This window comes from candidate division WOR-3 bacterium, from assembly GCA_013177935.1.
GTDB lineage: Bacteria > Hydrothermota > Tepidihabitantia > Tepidihabitantales > Tepidihabitantaceae > Tepidihabitans.
This window is the reverse complement of record JABLXZ010000001.1, coordinates 602,575-617,271: the sequence shown is the minus strand read 5'-3', so window position 1 is coordinate 617,271 and position 14,697 is coordinate 602,575. Positions and strand designations below refer to the sequence as shown.

Here is a 14,697-nt window from a genome sequence, read left to right as displayed (position 1 = left end):
TCTAATTGTTACTTGTTATTTTTCTTTTCCCGGCTTTTGTTTGCCCAACCGTTTTTTGAGTTCGCCTTCAAAGCCCCGGTCGGTTGGGAAGTAGTATTTTCTGCCTTTCAAGGATTCGGGAAAGTGCTCCTGGTCAACCTGCGCATTAGGAAAGTCGTGGGCGTATTTGTAATCTTTGCCATAGCCCAGTTGTTCCATTAAGGGTGTTACCGGGTTGCGCAGATGGAGCGGCACCGGTTCGGTCAAACTGTTTAAGGCGTCCTTTTTTGCCATTGTATAGGCGCGATAGACCGCATTTGATTTCGGTGCTAAAGCAAGGTAGATGACCGCCTGTGCCAGAGCGGTGTTGCCTTCGGGCATTCCGATGAAGTGAACCGCATCTTTGGCAGCGTTGGCGATTAAGAGGGCGTTGGGGTTTGCCATTCCGATGTCTTCGGAGGCAAATCGGACCAGGCGCCGGGCGATGTAGAGCGGGTCTTCGCCCGCCTCGAGCATTCTTGCCAGCCAGTACAGAGCAGCGTCCGGGTCCGAGTCGCGCAAAGATTTGTGCAGGGCAGAAATCAGGTTGTAATGTTCTTCACCGCTTTTGTCGTAAAGGAGAAATTTGCGCTGGACGATGTCCTGTGCCAGTTCCAGCGTGACCCGGCGGATGCCGTTTTCGTCCGGTTCGGCAGAGATGACCGAGATTTCGAGCGCGGTCAGGGCAACACGGGCATCGCCCTGGGCGATAATGGTGAAGTATTCAAGCGCCCGGTCGTCAACCGCTGGTTTGAGCGCTGCCAGACCCTGCTCGGACTGGAGCGCCCGGCGCATCAGGGTTTTCAGGTTGTCCGGGGAGAGCTGGTTGAGGAGATAAACCCGGGTGCGGGACAAAAGGGGTGCGATGACTTCAAAGGATGGGTTTTCGGTTGTGGCGCCGATTAAGATTAGTAAACCGGATTCCACATAGGGGAGAAGGGCATCCTGCTGCGCCTTGTTAAAGCGGTGGATTTCATCGATGAACAAAATGGTCTGCTTTTGAAACATCCGGCGGTTCTGTTCGGCAATTTTTACGGTGCGGCGGATGTCAGCAACGCCCGAAGTGACCGCTGAGATGGTGATGAACTCCGCCTGGGTGTAATGGGCGATTGCCCGGGCAAGGGTGGTTTTGCCCGAGCCCGGTGGACCCCAGAGAATCATTGAATGGAGTTCTCCGCGTTCCAGCATCTTGCGGAACGGTTTGTCGCGGGCAAGGAGGTGTTCCTGACCCACGATGTCGTCAAGGGATATTGGCCGCATTCGGTCGGCAAGAGGCGTATTGGGGTCGGCTGGATGCATCGTAAAATTATAATCAGGGGATTGTGAAGTCAATAAATAAAACGGGGTCAGGAGGTTATCCTGACCCCACACATAAGAGGAGCCGCCTCTTTATCTGGCACCCACGCCCTACAGGGTATATTGTAAAATTATAACAAATTTTTCTTAGGGGTCAAGAAATGGGCAGGGGTAAATTAGAGCAGAAGTGAGGTAGCGCAGAAGAGTGGAAGTTGGATAGGGCAGAAGCGGAAAAGTGAAATTGTAAGGTGGATTTAATTATTGAGGATAAATGGGTGTCGGGTATCATTCGGTAAATCAATTGGTTAGTCGTTGGCAGAGCGGTTTGGTAAACCGTTCCCAGAACCGCTGGGGGAACCGTCCCTTGAATCCTTATCAGGATTATATCCCTTGTCCGGTATGAGGCTGTTGCCAGCACGGTTTTGGCGATGAAATTCTAAATTGCTTATGGCGCTATCTAATGAAATCTGAGTAAGTTAAACAATAGAACAACCGTAATTCAGCCTCTCTAAATGACCTGCCATATACTACGCGATTTTTGTTGAGAGTTAAAGCTAAGAATAAATCGGTACTCACAATACCGATTGGTTGATAGGTAGATAGCCTATTTCATCGATATAATTCCACTTAAGCTCTGACATTCCACCCATCATTTGCAATCCAGTGAAATACTGTTTGACAAAAGTAAAATTTAGTTGTATGATTAAACGAAGTTAAGCATAAGGAGGTATATATGAGTAACATCAAAAACATCATCCTGACCCTGCTTTTTACCCCCCCCCTTATTGCTGGTAGCACAGGGAACCAGCACCGCTCATTATTATATCTATGAGTCCGGTTCAGAAGAAGATTCCGTCGTGTGTATTATAGAAATTTACGGCGAACCAGAAGGAAGCCCGGGACCGGAGTTTGAAGAGGTAACACTTGACGAACTCCATGCACGCGGCTATCTTACCTGTGCTGAACAATGGCAAATAACACCACCTGATAGCGTTTCCCAATACACGAATGAATCAGGTTTTGAGGCAGCGTCCTGGGCTACGCCGATTCCGGACCAAACCAAAAAACGGGTCTGGGCGGGTTCAAAAACGATACGGCCTTATAGCGGACCGTGGTATGTGCATTGCTTTTACCGGCAGTACTATGACGGCGAAATACATATAATCCATGACGCGCCCCTCTTTTCACATCACGGAGATGGTGAAGCCATTCAATATCGTCTGGGCTATTCTCGAAGCCGGTCGAAGATTCATCTTGTAGATGGTAAACACGCCTTCGAGGTTCCGCCCGAGGCTTTTATCAAAACTCAAGCCAGGCTTGAATATTAACAATGACATCCTGGGCGTCCTTAATAGTGCCCTTCTCGATTGCAGTATTTGCGGTTTCTGCTCAACAGATTGAATGGGTAACCTCTTACGACACTGGTAAGTATGATCACTGGCCCTCGGGTGCAATTGACCCCTGGGGTAATGTGATTTTATGTGGCCAGACTTCGGACGATAATGTGGGTACAAACCCGGTAATTACCATTATTAAGTACACTCCGGACGGTGAAACGCTCTGGACCCGCACTTATGACAGCGAAAAAGACGATGTGTGTAATCGTTGTGCTGTCGGTAATGAAGGGGGAGTAGTAGTTGCCGGCTACTATTACCCTTCAACCGGATGTGAGTTGATCAAATACGACCGGAATGGTAACCTGCTGTGGGTTCGTTCTGACACAAACCCAGCAAACTACCGGTCTTATTTTATGGGTGTGACCATTGATGAATCGCTCAATATCTATGCCAGCGGTATTACTGAAGTTAGAGGAAATGAAGATTGGTTACTACGTAAATACGACGCCAATGGCAACTTGCTCTGGTCACGGACCTACGATTTCGGAAACGATTGCGAGGGCATAAATGCTCTTGCCTTGACACCGGACGGCAATATAGTGGGATGCGGAACTATCGGCAGTTGGGAATACTGGACCTTCGACTTTTTTATCGCCAAGTTTACCAGAAATGGGGATACTATCTGGACCCGGCGTTTAAATGTCAAAAATGAGGACTGGGGCGCTGGTGTTGCGGTGGACTATTTCGGTAATGTATATGGGACCGGTGACGCGTGTCAGTATTTAAACGGCTGGATTGTTCCAGATTCCTGTGTTACCTTCAAGTATAGTCCGGATGGAGAGTTTTTGTGGGTGCGCCTCACTGGGTTTGATGATTGCTCCGAGGGTTCGGCTATTATATACGACAGTTTGGGCAAACTTATCGTGGCGGGCAGTGCATATGACAGCTTGGGTTATTCATCAAATGCCCTTCTCATCAATTACCAAACAGACGGAACACAAGAATGGCACTGGCTGTACTGCCCCGAACCTTACAGTTGCGGTTTTACCGATATTGCTACCCCGTCATCAGGGGTGCTATACGCATTTGGCCAGGTCTACAATGAAAACTATGACCCCAGCGATTTTTTAGCAATGAAAATCCGATACCCCTCTGGAATTGGTGTCCCAATCGCTACCTCGGCACCGAGTGCAACTTTACGCCTTTTGAGCCCAAGCCTATTACGGCGCGGAGAGCCAGTTCGGCTATTGGCTTATCGTTCAGGAGAATACCAGCTTACGCTCTGGGATATGACTGGCAGGAAGGTGTCCGATGTTTATAACGGTTATCTGTTAGAAGGGACACACCGTTTTGCGATAAACTGCCTCACAACAGGGACCTATATGTTGATGGTACAAACAAAATACGGTATGGAGAAAAAGCGGCTGACGGTTGTAAAATAACTCCGCGATTATCCTCCAGCCAGCAAAATAGGCAGGGCGGGGTTTACCGCCCTGCCTGTTAGGTTGTGATGGCTTGGCTATTGCAGGATGAGTTTTCTCTTTTCCTGATGCTCGCCTGCCCTAAACCGCAAGAAGTACACACCACAGGGCAGTTTTCTGCCCTTTGTGTCCCTGCCGTTCCAGAGTACGCTGTATCTGCCCGGATTCTGAAAGGAGTTCACCGGTCGGGCAATTAGTCTGCCGGTAAGGTCAAAAATCTCAAGCCGGACATCCGCCTTTTGAGCGAGTGAATAGGCAAGCCGCAATGGCAAACGAGACGGATTGGGTAGCCGCGCCAGGCTGGTCTTTAATCCCACCCCTACAACCGACTCCTGCTCTTCGGCAATGCCCACCTGGACATCAGGCTGCCAGAAGCCAATCAGGGCAAAAAGATTGGTACCGGTAAGCCTGCCAATCGCAGTCTGACCCGCGGTAACCGATGAACGAATGTTGCCACCGCTCATATCACCACCGCCAATCCCGTTTACACTCCAGTCACACCGGTAGGGCTGGGCAGATACCAAAACGAAAGAGAGTAGTACCGATGCTAAACAGGCGCCAATACGCGCCATACCTTACCTCCTTATCTCTTCGGGCTTTTCCTGCAGCGCCCTTTTCATCCGCTCATAGCGCTGTCTGCCGCCAGGGGTGCGGAAGTCAATACCTGATGCCTTGCCCTCACGCTCCAGTTGCTCCATACAGCCGGCAAGGAACTCATCATCCAGCATCCTGCCGGCAAGTTCTCCGGTCTTGGGTTGCTCAACCGGCATCATCCGCCTGGTGACTTCTGCCGAGACATCCTTGCGCTCACCGGTAACAAGCCAGTAAACTTCCATTCCCGGCTTGCCGCCAATCACAAAACGATTACCCGATATCTTTTCGGCAACATAGACGACATCAGCACTGCCAACACCGGTAAGTTGGATGTGCGGGTTTCTATTGAGCGCTTCAAAGTAGTCCGGCAACATTACCTCTGCCCTGCCTTTAGCATCAAGGACAACGCTACCACGATAGATATTCAGCATCTCCGGACCTTCAATGAAGTAGTGGTTGAGAATCTTACCATAGGGGTCAAGCGGATGGTCAATGGTAAATGACCCTGATGCTTTGGACAATATACCGACTCTGGTCTGGTCTGATGCGGTGGCGGTCTGACCGTTGAATGCGGCGGAGTTGGAGTAACTACCGGGAACAACCGAGTTATTATTGGTTGTAAAACTGTAATTACCAGCAGATGTGTCCTCGCGCCCGCCAGCAACCGTGGCACACCAGCCACTCGCCATGTTTTGGTCCCCACCGCCAACCGTGGCATAAGTGCCACTTGCCGTGTTGAACCTCCCGCCGCCAACCGTGGCATAGTCGCCACTTGCGGTGTCCGCATACCCGCCGCCAACCGTGGCAGCATAGCCACTTGCCGTGTTGAACCTCCCGCCGCCAACTACGGCATCATCGCCACTTGCCGTGTTGAACCTCCCGCCGCCAACCGTGGCATAATTGTTATTTACCGAATTGCGAGCCCCGCCGCCAACCGTGGCACCATCGCCACCTGCCTTGTTCCTATATCCGCCGGCAACCGTGGAGTAAGAGGAGTACTGTGAGATTGTTCCAGTGGTGCAGGCAACTCCAAGGTTGGTATGAGTGAAACGGTAGGTTCCATAAAGCATATTGTTTGAACCGCCACGGGCAATTCCTAATTGCCGAATAGTATAAAGCACCGAGTCCGGTGTGCCACGCACCCAGGCGTTATCACCCTGACCAACACTGTCATTCCCTGGTGCCCACGCGCTACCTGTCCACTTCAACACCTGACCGCTGGAAGCGCCCATCTGATTGAGGTCTGCTGCCACAATCGTTGCATCAAGAATCTTTGCCGATGTTACCGCACCGTCCTTGAGTTTGGCTGCGGTTATTGTTGTATCCCGGATATCGGCAACGGTGATTGTGCCATCAAGAACCTTATCACTCGTGACCGCATTACTGGCAAGGTCAGCATTGGCAATCGTGCCATCCTGAATCTTTGCCGATGTTATCGCATTGTTAGCAATCGTGGGGTTGGGATATGTTCCAGTAAGGTCACCACCAGCAGGTCCACTTGGCTGGGCATTGGTCGCATAGTTGGCACTATCAGACTTACGCGCAAGATAGGCATAGGCTGCACTCACCAGCCGAATCCTTGGACTCATCGGCGCATAAGGGTTGACCTGCATCTCAAGATAGACACTACCACCTTCAGGAATATACGGAATCGGCGTGATATCTCCAAGCAGGCAGTTGAATAAACCAGAACGGGTGGAAACATCGGTCTGGGTCTCGTTCCAGAATGCGGTGCCACCAGTGGGTGTGGTGAAGAGCCTGAAGGTGATGGAATATGTTGAGTCTGGAACCGGATTGCCTGAGTTGTCGGTCAGTCTCCCCTGATAGGAGATAAGGTTAGGAATGGTAATCTGGTCGGCAAGAAGCACAGGCTCCTGTTTTACCACCGTGCTTACTACTATTGCATCCTTGGTGTCATCTTGTGCCATTGCGAGAGTAAACAGGCACAGGGTAAGAGATAAAAAAGGAGTTATGTTTTTCATCTTTTCCTCCTTTCTTGGATGGGTTATATAACTCCTTTTTTTCCTGTGCAGTGGAAGGGACACTGAGACCGGACCTGTTGCATCTCTTCCAGAGCCTCTAAATAAATTGTAAACGATTACAGGTTTATGTCAATGCCGATTCGGTATCAGTTAGAAAGTAAGGCAGGACGGGGTTTACCGCCCTGTCTGTCAGGTTGTGATGGCTCGGTTAGTGGATGATGAGTTTTCGTTTCTCTTGATGCTCGCCTGCCCTAAACCGCAAGAAGTACACACCACAGGGCAGTTTTCTGCCCTTTGTGTCCCTGCCGTTCCAGAGCACGCTGTATCTGCCCGGATTCTGAAAGGAGTTCACCGGTCGGGCAATTAGTCTGCCGGTAAGGTCAAAAATCTCAAGCCGGACATCCGCCTTTTGAGCGAGTGAATAGGCAAGCCGCAATGGCAAACGAGACGGATTGGGTAGCCGCGCCAGGCTGGTCTTTAATCCCACCCCTACAACCGACTCCTGCTCTTCGGCAATGCCCACCTGGACATCAGGCTGCCAGAAGCCAATCAGGGCAAAAAGATTGGTACCGGTAAGCCTGCCAATCGCAGTCTGACCCGCGGTAACCGATGAACGAATGTTGCCACCGCTCATATCACCGCCGCCAATCCCGCTCACACTCCAGTCACACCGATAAGGCTGGGCAGAAAGAGAAAGAAATGTCAGCGCGAGTAGAAGAAGCGCGTACTTCATTACCGCCCCCGGTTGTTAAGTTTTGCCTTCAGGAGTTCCAGTTCCTGACGCAGTTCCTGGTTTTCCTGATACAGCGCCTGAATTGCCGCGAAGAGCACACCATCGGCATCCGCCATATTGATGCTTTTATCGTTTTCACCAACGCCGAAAGCGGCATAGAAGTCCTGCGCCACCGGTCCGATGTGCTTTGTGCCGTCGTGCTGGTCTTTCATTCGATAGTAGTGCACTGGCACCGTAGCCAGTTTTTTGAGCAGTGCTTTGTGGTCAACCGGCTGAAAGTCGGTTTTGTTTGCTCTGTCACAGGCAGATGCCCAGGAGTTGGAGCCGGAAGCAAGGTAGACACCGGAAGTCATTGCGCGGTTGGAAAAGAACCAGACTCCGCCCCGCGCTCGCACCCGGAACTGGTTCGGACCCGTGGTATAAACTGAATCAAGTGGGGTAATCGCCGAATCAGCCCATACGAAACTGTTGGTATGGTTCGCACGGGCATATGTTCCTGCAGCAAAACTACAGTACTCGGTAGCGTTGTTGTAATAACCACCTGGAACCGTGGCATACCTGCCGCTTACTATATTATATGCCCCTCCTGCAATTGTAGCGCCATAACCGCTGGCAGTATTTCCTCCTCCACCACCAACCGTTGCTGCTTCATTACTTGCTTCGTTGTTCAAACCACCAGCCACTGTGGCATAGGATGTTTCGGCGGAGTTGCTTCTTCCCCCGCCAACGGTGGCGTATTCGCCGCTTGCTATGTTAATGCTACCGCCTCCGACTGTAGAGTATCTGCCACTTGCTGTGTTGTCGTATCCACCACCAATTGTTGCGGCGTACTCAAACGCATCATTATAGTAACCACCACCAATTATGGCGTATGTGTCTCTTGCGGTGTTTCTCCTTCCGCCGCCAATCGTAGCGTACCTTCCGCTCGCTGTGTTGGCATAGCCACCTCCAACCGTAGCGTATTCGGCAGTTGCGCTATCATATCCGCCACCACCAATCGTGGTGAGTCTGCCGCTCGCGAAATTGAAAGTGCCCCCTCCAACTGTCGATCCGTACCTGCTTGCGGTGTTTTGCGCACCACCGCCAACAATGGCAAAAGAGTCTGATGCAAGATTATTATTTCCGCCACAGACAGTTGCGAACCTGCCATTCGCCTTGTTGTAATAGCCGCCGGCAACTGTGGCGTAGTCGGCAGTTGCGCTATCATATCCGCCACCACTCACTGTCGCGTATCTTCCGCTTGCTTTGTTGTTAGTGCCGCCACTAACCGTTGCAGCATACCTGTCCGCGCTATTACCGTAACCACCGGCAACGAGGGCGCAAGTGTCTGATGCGACATTAGACAATCCGCCGCTAACTGTGGCATTTATACCGCTTGCGGTGTTGCTATAGCCGCCGGCAACGGTTGCGGCGTACCCGGATGCACTATTGTAGTAACCGCCGCCAACCAGGGCGTATGTGTTGCTGGCGGTGTTGGTGAAACCACCACCAACTGTAGCAAACACACCACTTGCTCTGTTCGTGTTACCACCGGCAACTGTCGCTCCAGCCTGTGTTGCCCTATTATAGTAACCACCGCCAACCGTTGCGTGTTCGGCAGTTGCGGAATCCGCTTCACCGCCGGCAACGGTGGCATATCTACCACTTGCTGTGTTCCGATAGCCACCACCAACAGTCGCCGAAAACTCGTTCGCTGTATTTAACCGACCACCGGCAACGATTGCGTAAGTGTCAGCGGCGACATTCCCGTTCCCTCCAACAACTGCGGCGTAGGCACCGCTTGCGGTATTGGTTAAGCCACCGGCGACCGTGGAATAATCGTTACTTGCGCTGTTGTTATAGCCGCCGCTCACTGTGCAGTAGGATTTATCCTCGCCATTTGTTCCAGTGGTTGAAGCGTTGCCAAGGTTGGTGTGGGTGTAGCGGTAGTTGCCATAAAGATAATTGCTGGCACCGCCCCGGGCAATTCCCAGATACCGGATGGTATAAAGCACCGAGTCTGGCGTACCACGCACCCAGGCGTCGTCACCCTGACCAACACTGTCGTTTGCCGGTGCCCAAGCACTACCAGTCCACTTTAACACCTGGCCACTGGCAGCGCCCATCTGGCTCAGGTCAGCAGCGGCTATCGTGCCATCCTGTATCTGTGCTGATGTTATCGCATTGCTGGCGATTGTCGGATTTGGATAGGTGCCGGTCAGGTCACCACCTGCAGTCTGTCCTTCGTCAACAAACTTGCTGCTCAAGGCGAGTGTGTCCTTTCCCTGCAGTTTGTGGCTGTTTGCCGCAATCCGTGCCGAATCGGCAAAGGTGATTGTGCCGGTTACCGTGGTGGCGGTGTCTGCCCAGTTGGCATAAGCCACTTCACCGACCACATTGGCACCGGCAACATAGAGTGCGGTGTCTGCCCGATCGGCTCTGGGATAGTCAACTGCACCCCAGAGGTTGTTGTTCCAGCGATAGGAGTTTGCCGCAATCCGGGCGCTGTCAACCGCTGGTGCGGTTCGGGCATAATCGGCGGTGTCGGAGTAGGGTGCCTTGAAGTTTGTTGCCACATCAGCCCGGAGGATTGTGTTGTCCTGAATCATTGCGCTGGTGATGGCGTTTGCCTGTCCTTCGTTAATCCAGCGGGCATCAAGGGTGGTGAGGTTGTTGCCTTCAATCTGGTAGGTGTTTGCGGAAATCCGGGCGCTGTCAACATAAGGATGGGTGTGTGTTGCCGTGGCAAAGTAGGTGGTGTCCCTGCCCTGCAAGGCATCGGCGTTGCCGGCTCTTTCGGCAAGATAAGCATAGGGAACACTACCAATGCGCAAACGGGGAGTTAATTCACTACCTGCGCCCACCTGCATACTTAGGTATAAATCGCCGGCGTCCGGCACCTGGGGGATTGGTATTGCTGCACCTAACAGTACCGAAAAAATCCCGTTTCTAACCGGAACAGTCTGAGCTTCGCTCCAGAAAGGGGTGCCACCGGTTTCCTGAGTGTAGAGCCGGAAGGTTAATGAGTAGTTGCCGTCCGGTACTGGAACTCCCAGGGTGTCGGTTAGTTTTCCCTGATAAGATATAAGGCGGGGGATGGTAATGGCGTCGGTTGATATACTGAATGTTGGGTGCGCTTTATTTATCGGAGTTGCGATTGGTCTATCTAACGCAATTGCATCTTCTTCTCCTGCCCAGGCAGAGATATTGAGGACAAGGAGTAGCAATAGAGCCACTACTGGCTTCATTGGACCTCCTTTGTTTTAAGTTATGTCGTTCACAGTATAGAGCCTTGTTTTTTACCCTCCAAAACATCTTATTTTATCAAAATACTTTTTAGTGTCAATTAAGGCGGGTTAGTTTATTAGGGGTTAAACTAAGAAAATGCGGATGCCAATAATGAGGAAGTAGTAGCCGGTGATAATGGCGAGGATGCGTGAGGCGAGGCGAACAGTTGCAAAGCGGTTGAATATGCCAATAAGGAGAAGGGGAATGAAGAATATCGTGGTGGCGGAGAAGAACAAAAGAAAGAAGATGATGCCATTTATGATACCTCCGATGTCAACGACGCTGGTAAGGGCAAGCAGGAAAGGTGGGCAGGGAGAAAGTCCGATGAGGATGCCCATCAAGAAGATGAACCAGCGGGATTCGGTGCCAAAACGAATTACTCGGCAGAAGGTGTAACGGGCAAAGGGGTTGAGGCTTGTAATGCCATAGAGGATGAGAAGGGCGGCAAGAACGATATAGAGAAATGGTAAAATTAAACGGTGGAAGGGCGCGAAACGGGAAATGGTAGAGCCGAGCAAGCCAAAAATAAGACCGGAGATGAGATAGGCAAAAAGGCGACCCAGGAGAAAAAACGCAAGGTTCAAAGCGGTAGATTTGAACCCGGGACGGTGAGCACCGGCGATGGTCGGAAGTGCCACCGGTAGGCAGAAACCAAGGCAGGATGCGCCCGATGATAAACCGAGCATCAGGGCGCGGAGAAATATTTTTTCCATCTCGGGACAGGGTTAGAGGCTAATGTTTAATGCCGGGGTCAAATTTCACGGTGACGCGGCGGACACCAGGTGTTGCCACTAATGTATCAAGGGTTGATTTAGCCAGTTGTTTTATGTAGGGACAAAAAGGGGTGGTAAGGTTGAACACAACCCGGACATTGCCGGCAGTGTCAATTTTAAGCGTTTCAAGTAAACCGATGTTAATCAGGTCGGTACCCAGTTCCGGGTCAATTACCCGATGCAGGCGGTGGATTATCAAGAGCGAGTCCGGGGAAGCGGCACCGGTATAAGACCAGCCCTTGGCTTCGAGGGTAACGGGCTGAACATTTTTTGCTGAACGGAGCCAGTGAGGAAGGAGCGTTATGGCAATACCGGCGATGAGAAGGATGATGATGAGGATGGTGCGAACGAGAAGCGCATTTCTGTCTGTCATTTTTGTGATTTTATACGCTAAGTAATGAAGGTCAAGCAATACTCCCGATTGGATGGATGAAGTAGACAAAAGTCGACCAAAGTTTGCTCAGTATAAGCGACTTGCGGTGTTATCTTCCCAGGGTTTTGATGCGTTCGGGCCGGCGAATAATTATGTATAAAATGGCACCAATTACATAAGTGAGTCCAACAACAAGTCCCCAGATAAGGCGTTGGTTGTTTTCGTCAGTCTCTTTGGTCAAAAGGTCAATCAACACCCATATCCAAAGGACAAATAGCCCCAAGCCGATGATTCCGGTTAAAGGTCCTCCCCAGAAACGATGGGGTAAAGGTCCGCAAGTGCAGACCGGTACCGGTGTACAATTCAACATATTGTTTACCTCCCGAGTTTATTGATTCGTTCGCTCCGACGGGCAAATAAGTAGATGAGCGCTCCCAGCCAGTGGGTAAATATTACCACCATGGTCCAGATGAGCCGGGTGTTATTTTCATCGGTTTCCCGGGTAAGGATTTCAATAAGAATCCATATCCAGAATACTGTTGCACCAACACTTATCGCGATGGCGAATGTGAGCAGGGAGAACCAGAGCCAGCCGAGCGAACTCAGAGTTAACAGCCCGATTAACTCCTTCATAACTTATGTTAATCAGGAAAATTGAACTGTCAATTCTATTCTGGTGAAGGGTAATAAAGGCGCGTGTGTTCGAATCGATGCTGAACATATTGACAAAGGCAGAGTTAAACTTATAATCGGTTGTGCCTGAAGATGAGAGGCTAAGAAGACGGCTCGGGATTCAAATTCTCTTTGACTTCTCGGATGTAATCGATGCGGTTGAGTTCGCCGCCGGTGCCGGTTTTGGGGTTCTCGAAATTAACCTGGGTAATATCCGCTTTGGGGAGCAGTTACGCCATATTCGGGAGCGACAGGAGGTTAGAAAAAGTGCCGCGCGGCTGGGTGTAAAACTGGCAATCCATGCGCTGGAGGGTCCTTCGTTTTTTATTCCGAGCCGACGGGTACGAAGATGCGCGGTTGCCGAGTTGAAGCAAACTTTAAACTGGGCTGAGGAGATTGGTGCCCGGAATGTGGTGATGCATTTAGGGTTTGATATGCATTACGGGTTGGGTACAGGCGGCAATCGTTATACCCATGAGGAGTTTCCGGACTATTATGACGATGCGCTTTTTGAGGCGCTTGCCGAGCTGAAAGAGTTTGCCCGGGGCAAAGCAAGATTGTGCATCGAAAATGTCGGCGGGTTCAGGTTTGCGCCGACCAAGCGGGTTTTACCCAAACTACTGGGCGGCAGTTTAGGGCTGTGCTTTGACATTGGACATATTGCAATTTTGCCCGATGAGCGTAAAGAGGAAGAGTTTGAGTTTTTCCAGAGGTATAAACAGCAGATATTTCATTCGCACATCCATCACAATCATGGAACAAGGGATGAACACCTGCCGCTTGGTGCGGGTAGTACCGATGTCCGCCGTTATCTGCGTTTGTTGGTTAACAGTAATGCCTGGCTGGTGATGGAGACAAGGCCAAAAGAGGCAGCACTTGCTGCCCGGGACTATTTTGTGAGGGTAGTGCCGAAGTTGAGATGAAGGTGCTTGTGACCGGGGCTAACGGATTTATCGGTTCCCATCTGTGCGCTGTATTGCTCAAAAGAGGTTATGAAGTGCGGGGTCTGGTGCGGAAGACAAGTAACTTAGAGTGGCTGGAAGGTCTGGATTTAGAATTGGTTTACGGCTCTCTTGAGGATGAGGATTCGCTTTCCCGGGCAGTTGAAGGTGTTGAGGTGGTGTTTCATACGGCGGCGGTGGTGCGGGCACGACGGAAGACAGATTTTTTACGGGTGAATTACGAGGGTTCGGAGCGACTGGCAAGGGTGGCGGTCACGGCGGGTGTAAAACGGTTTGTGCTTTTTTCTTCGGTAGCAGCGGCTGGTCCGGTGCAAACCGGCAGAAGTTTAAGTGATAAAGAGGCACCAACGCCAGTGAGTTTTTACGGTCGTGCAAAACTGGAAGCGGAACGGGCGGTGCTAAAATATAAGGAAAGTCTACATCTGGTGATTTTGCGGTTTCCGGCGGTTTACGGTCCCAGAGACCGCGATGGTCTTTTGATGTGGCGAATGTTTTGCCGCGGTTTGGCACCGATAATGGGTGGAACATTTTCTTTAGTTTATGTGGAGGATGCGGTTCGTGCCGCAGTTCTTGCCGGAGAGAAAGACTGTCCTTCAGGCGCAGTTTTCTTTATTTCGGACGGTAACTGTTACAGTTATTACGAACTGGCAAAGGTGTGGCAGGAAATAACGGGTAAGAGGGTTTTATGCTTTCGTTTGCCGAAAGTGCTGGCATTTCTTGCCGCAGGTTTGAATCAATGGTTGAATCGGGAAGGGGCGATTTTCAACCCGGACAAGGTGCGGGAGTTATGTCAGGAATGCTGGGTCTGCACCGACCCAAGGGCAGAAACGGAATTGGGGTTTAAGCCGGAGTTTGATTTAAGAAAAGGGGCGGAAAGGACTTTGCAGTGGTATAAGGAGAAAGGATGGCTGGCAAAGGGATGCATCAAGACAAAAGCAAGTTGAGGGGTAAAGAGTCGGCACTTGCTGAACTGGAAGCGCGGTGTCAGGAACTGGGAATAAAGGTAGTCTATGACGACCTGCGCGGTGAAGGGGGGTTGTGCCGAGTAAGGGAGCGATTCTGGTTGATTGTGAACCGCCGGGTATCGGTTGCGACCAAAATCAGATTGCTCAATGATGCCCTTAAAAAGGTCGGAGAGAAAGCAGCCGAAACACCGATTGAAACTTCAACGGTAGCCCGCGCCCGGACCGGGCATAAGAGCAGTTAATT

General features: G+C 51.1%; 14 protein-coding genes. 5 read left to right on the top strand and 9 right to left on the bottom strand.

Features of this window, described 5'->3' with window-relative positions:
• Positions 1 to 15: 15 nt before the first annotated feature.
• Positions 16 to 1,317, bottom strand: coding sequence for a replication-associated recombination protein A (locus HPY86_02845; protein ID NPV13852.1), 1,302 nt, complete (start codon positions 1,315 to 1,317; stop codon positions 16 to 18).
• A gap of 782 nt (positions 1,318 to 2,099) precedes the next feature.
• Between HPY86_02845 and HPY86_02840 the strand changes: the two genes are divergently transcribed.
• Both HPY86_02840 and HPY86_02835 read left to right on the top strand, forming a co-directional pair.
• Positions 2,100 to 2,642, top strand: a complete 543-nt coding sequence (locus HPY86_02840; protein ID NPV13851.1) for a hypothetical protein — start codon at positions 2,100 to 2,102, stop codon at positions 2,640 to 2,642.
• A gap of 26 nt (positions 2,643 to 2,668) precedes the next feature.
• Positions 2,669 to 4,093 carry a hypothetical protein gene (locus tag HPY86_02835; protein NPV13850.1) on the top strand — a complete coding sequence of 475 codons (1,425 nt, stop codon included), beginning with the start codon at positions 2,669 to 2,671 and terminating at the stop codon, positions 4,091 to 4,093.
• Positions 4,094 to 4,170: 77 nt separating this feature from the next.
• On the opposite strand, the gene HPY86_02830 is transcribed toward HPY86_02835, so the two are convergent.
• From HPY86_02830 to HPY86_02795, 8 genes are all read right to left on the bottom strand, one after another.
• Positions 4,171 to 4,704 carry a T9SS type A sorting domain-containing protein gene (locus tag HPY86_02830; protein ID NPV13849.1) on the bottom strand — a complete coding sequence of 178 codons (534 nt, stop codon included), beginning with the start codon at positions 4,702 to 4,704 and terminating at the stop codon, positions 4,171 to 4,173.
• Between the two features lie 3 nt (positions 4,705 to 4,707).
• Positions 4,708 to 6,708: a hypothetical protein gene (locus tag HPY86_02825; protein NPV13848.1), complete on the bottom strand. Its 2,001-nt coding sequence runs from the start codon at positions 6,706 to 6,708 to the stop codon at positions 4,708 to 4,710.
• 208 nt (positions 6,709 to 6,916) lie between these two features.
• Positions 6,917 to 7,441: a T9SS type A sorting domain-containing protein gene (locus HPY86_02820; protein ID NPV13847.1), complete on the bottom strand. Its 525-nt coding sequence runs from the start codon at positions 7,439 to 7,441 to the stop codon at positions 6,917 to 6,919.
• A complete protein-coding gene (locus tag HPY86_02815) occupies positions 7,441 to 10,668 on the bottom strand; it encodes a hypothetical protein (GenBank protein NPV13846.1) in 3,228 nt (1,075 codons plus the stop codon). The genes HPY86_02820 and HPY86_02815 overlap by 1 nt, the downstream gene beginning before the upstream one ends.
• Positions 10,669 to 10,791: 123 nt before the next feature.
• Positions 10,792 to 11,421, bottom strand: a complete 630-nt coding sequence (locus HPY86_02810) for a sulfite exporter TauE/SafE family protein (protein NPV13845.1) — start codon at positions 11,419 to 11,421, stop codon at positions 10,792 to 10,794.
• A gap of 19 nt (positions 11,422 to 11,440) precedes the next feature.
• A complete protein-coding gene (locus HPY86_02805) occupies positions 11,441 to 11,854 on the bottom strand; it encodes a DUF59 domain-containing protein (GenBank protein ID NPV13844.1) in 414 nt (137 codons plus the stop codon).
• A 109-nt stretch (positions 11,855 to 11,963) separates the two neighbouring features.
• The gene (locus HPY86_02800; GenBank protein NPV13843.1) at positions 11,964 to 12,224 is read right to left on the bottom strand and encodes a PLDc_N domain-containing protein; all 261 of its coding nucleotides are present in this window, start codon (positions 12,222 to 12,224) and stop codon (positions 11,964 to 11,966) included.
• 5 nt (positions 12,225 to 12,229) lie between these two features.
• Positions 12,230 to 12,487, bottom strand: coding sequence for a hypothetical protein (locus HPY86_02795; protein NPV13842.1), 258 nt, complete (start codon positions 12,485 to 12,487; stop codon positions 12,230 to 12,232).
• Between the two features lie 122 nt (positions 12,488 to 12,609).
• Between HPY86_02795 and HPY86_02790 the strand changes: the two genes are divergently transcribed.
• Genes HPY86_02790 through HPY86_02780 form a run of 3 tightly spaced genes read left to right on the top strand, consistent with a single transcriptional unit; the run spans position 12,610 to position 14,695 of the window.
• Positions 12,610 to 13,449 carry a sugar phosphate isomerase/epimerase gene (locus HPY86_02790; GenBank protein NPV13841.1) on the top strand — a complete coding sequence of 280 codons (840 nt, stop codon included), beginning with the start codon at positions 12,610 to 12,612 and terminating at the stop codon, positions 13,447 to 13,449.
• Positions 13,446 to 14,432: an NAD-dependent epimerase/dehydratase family protein gene (locus HPY86_02785; GenBank protein NPV13840.1), complete on the top strand. Its 987-nt coding sequence runs from the start codon at positions 13,446 to 13,448 to the stop codon at positions 14,430 to 14,432. The genes HPY86_02790 and HPY86_02785 overlap by 4 nt, the downstream gene beginning before the upstream one ends.
• Positions 14,393 to 14,695 (top strand): hypothetical protein, encoded by a 303-nt coding sequence (locus HPY86_02780; GenBank protein ID NPV13839.1) that lies wholly within the window; start codon positions 14,393 to 14,395, stop codon positions 14,693 to 14,695. The genes HPY86_02785 and HPY86_02780 overlap by 40 nt, the downstream gene beginning before the upstream one ends.
• The last annotated feature ends 2 nt before the right edge of the window (positions 14,696 to 14,697 follow it).

Bases quoted from the DNA above. Each gene is read 5' to 3' on its own strand.
- HPY86_02845 (NPV13852.1), bottom strand. From the start codon at position 1,317: ATGCATCCAGCCGACCCCAATACGCCTCTTGCCGACCGAATGCGGCCA.
- HPY86_02830 (NPV13849.1), bottom strand. From the start codon at position 4,704: ATGGCGCGTATTGGCGCCTGTTTAGCATCGGTACTACTCTCTTTCGTT.
- HPY86_02825 (NPV13848.1), bottom strand. From the start codon at position 6,708: ATGAAAAACATAACTCCTTTTTTATCTCTTACCCTGTGCCTGTTTACT.
- HPY86_02820 (NPV13847.1), bottom strand. From the start codon at position 7,441: ATGAAGTACGCGCTTCTTCTACTCGCGCTGACATTTCTTTCTCTTTCT.
- HPY86_02815 (NPV13846.1), bottom strand. From the start codon at position 10,668: ATGAAGCCAGTAGTGGCTCTATTGCTACTCCTTGTCCTCAATATCTCT.
- HPY86_02810 (NPV13845.1), bottom strand. From the start codon at position 11,421: ATGGAAAAAATATTTCTCCGCGCCCTGATGCTCGGTTTATCATCGGGC.
- HPY86_02805 (NPV13844.1), bottom strand. From the start codon at position 11,854: ATGACAGACAGAAATGCGCTTCTCGTTCGCACCATCCTCATCATCATC.
- HPY86_02800 (NPV13843.1), bottom strand. From the start codon at position 12,224: ATGTTGAATTGTACACCGGTACCGGTCTGCACTTGCGGACCTTTACCC.
- HPY86_02795 (NPV13842.1), bottom strand. From the start codon at position 12,487: ATGAAGGAGTTAATCGGGCTGTTAACTCTGAGTTCGCTCGGCTGGCTC.
- HPY86_02785 (NPV13840.1), top strand. From the start codon at position 13,446: ATGAAGGTGCTTGTGACCGGGGCTAACGGATTTATCGGTTCCCATCTG.
- HPY86_02780 (NPV13839.1), top strand. From the start codon at position 14,393: ATGGCTGGCAAAGGGATGCATCAAGACAAAAGCAAGTTGAGGGGTAAA.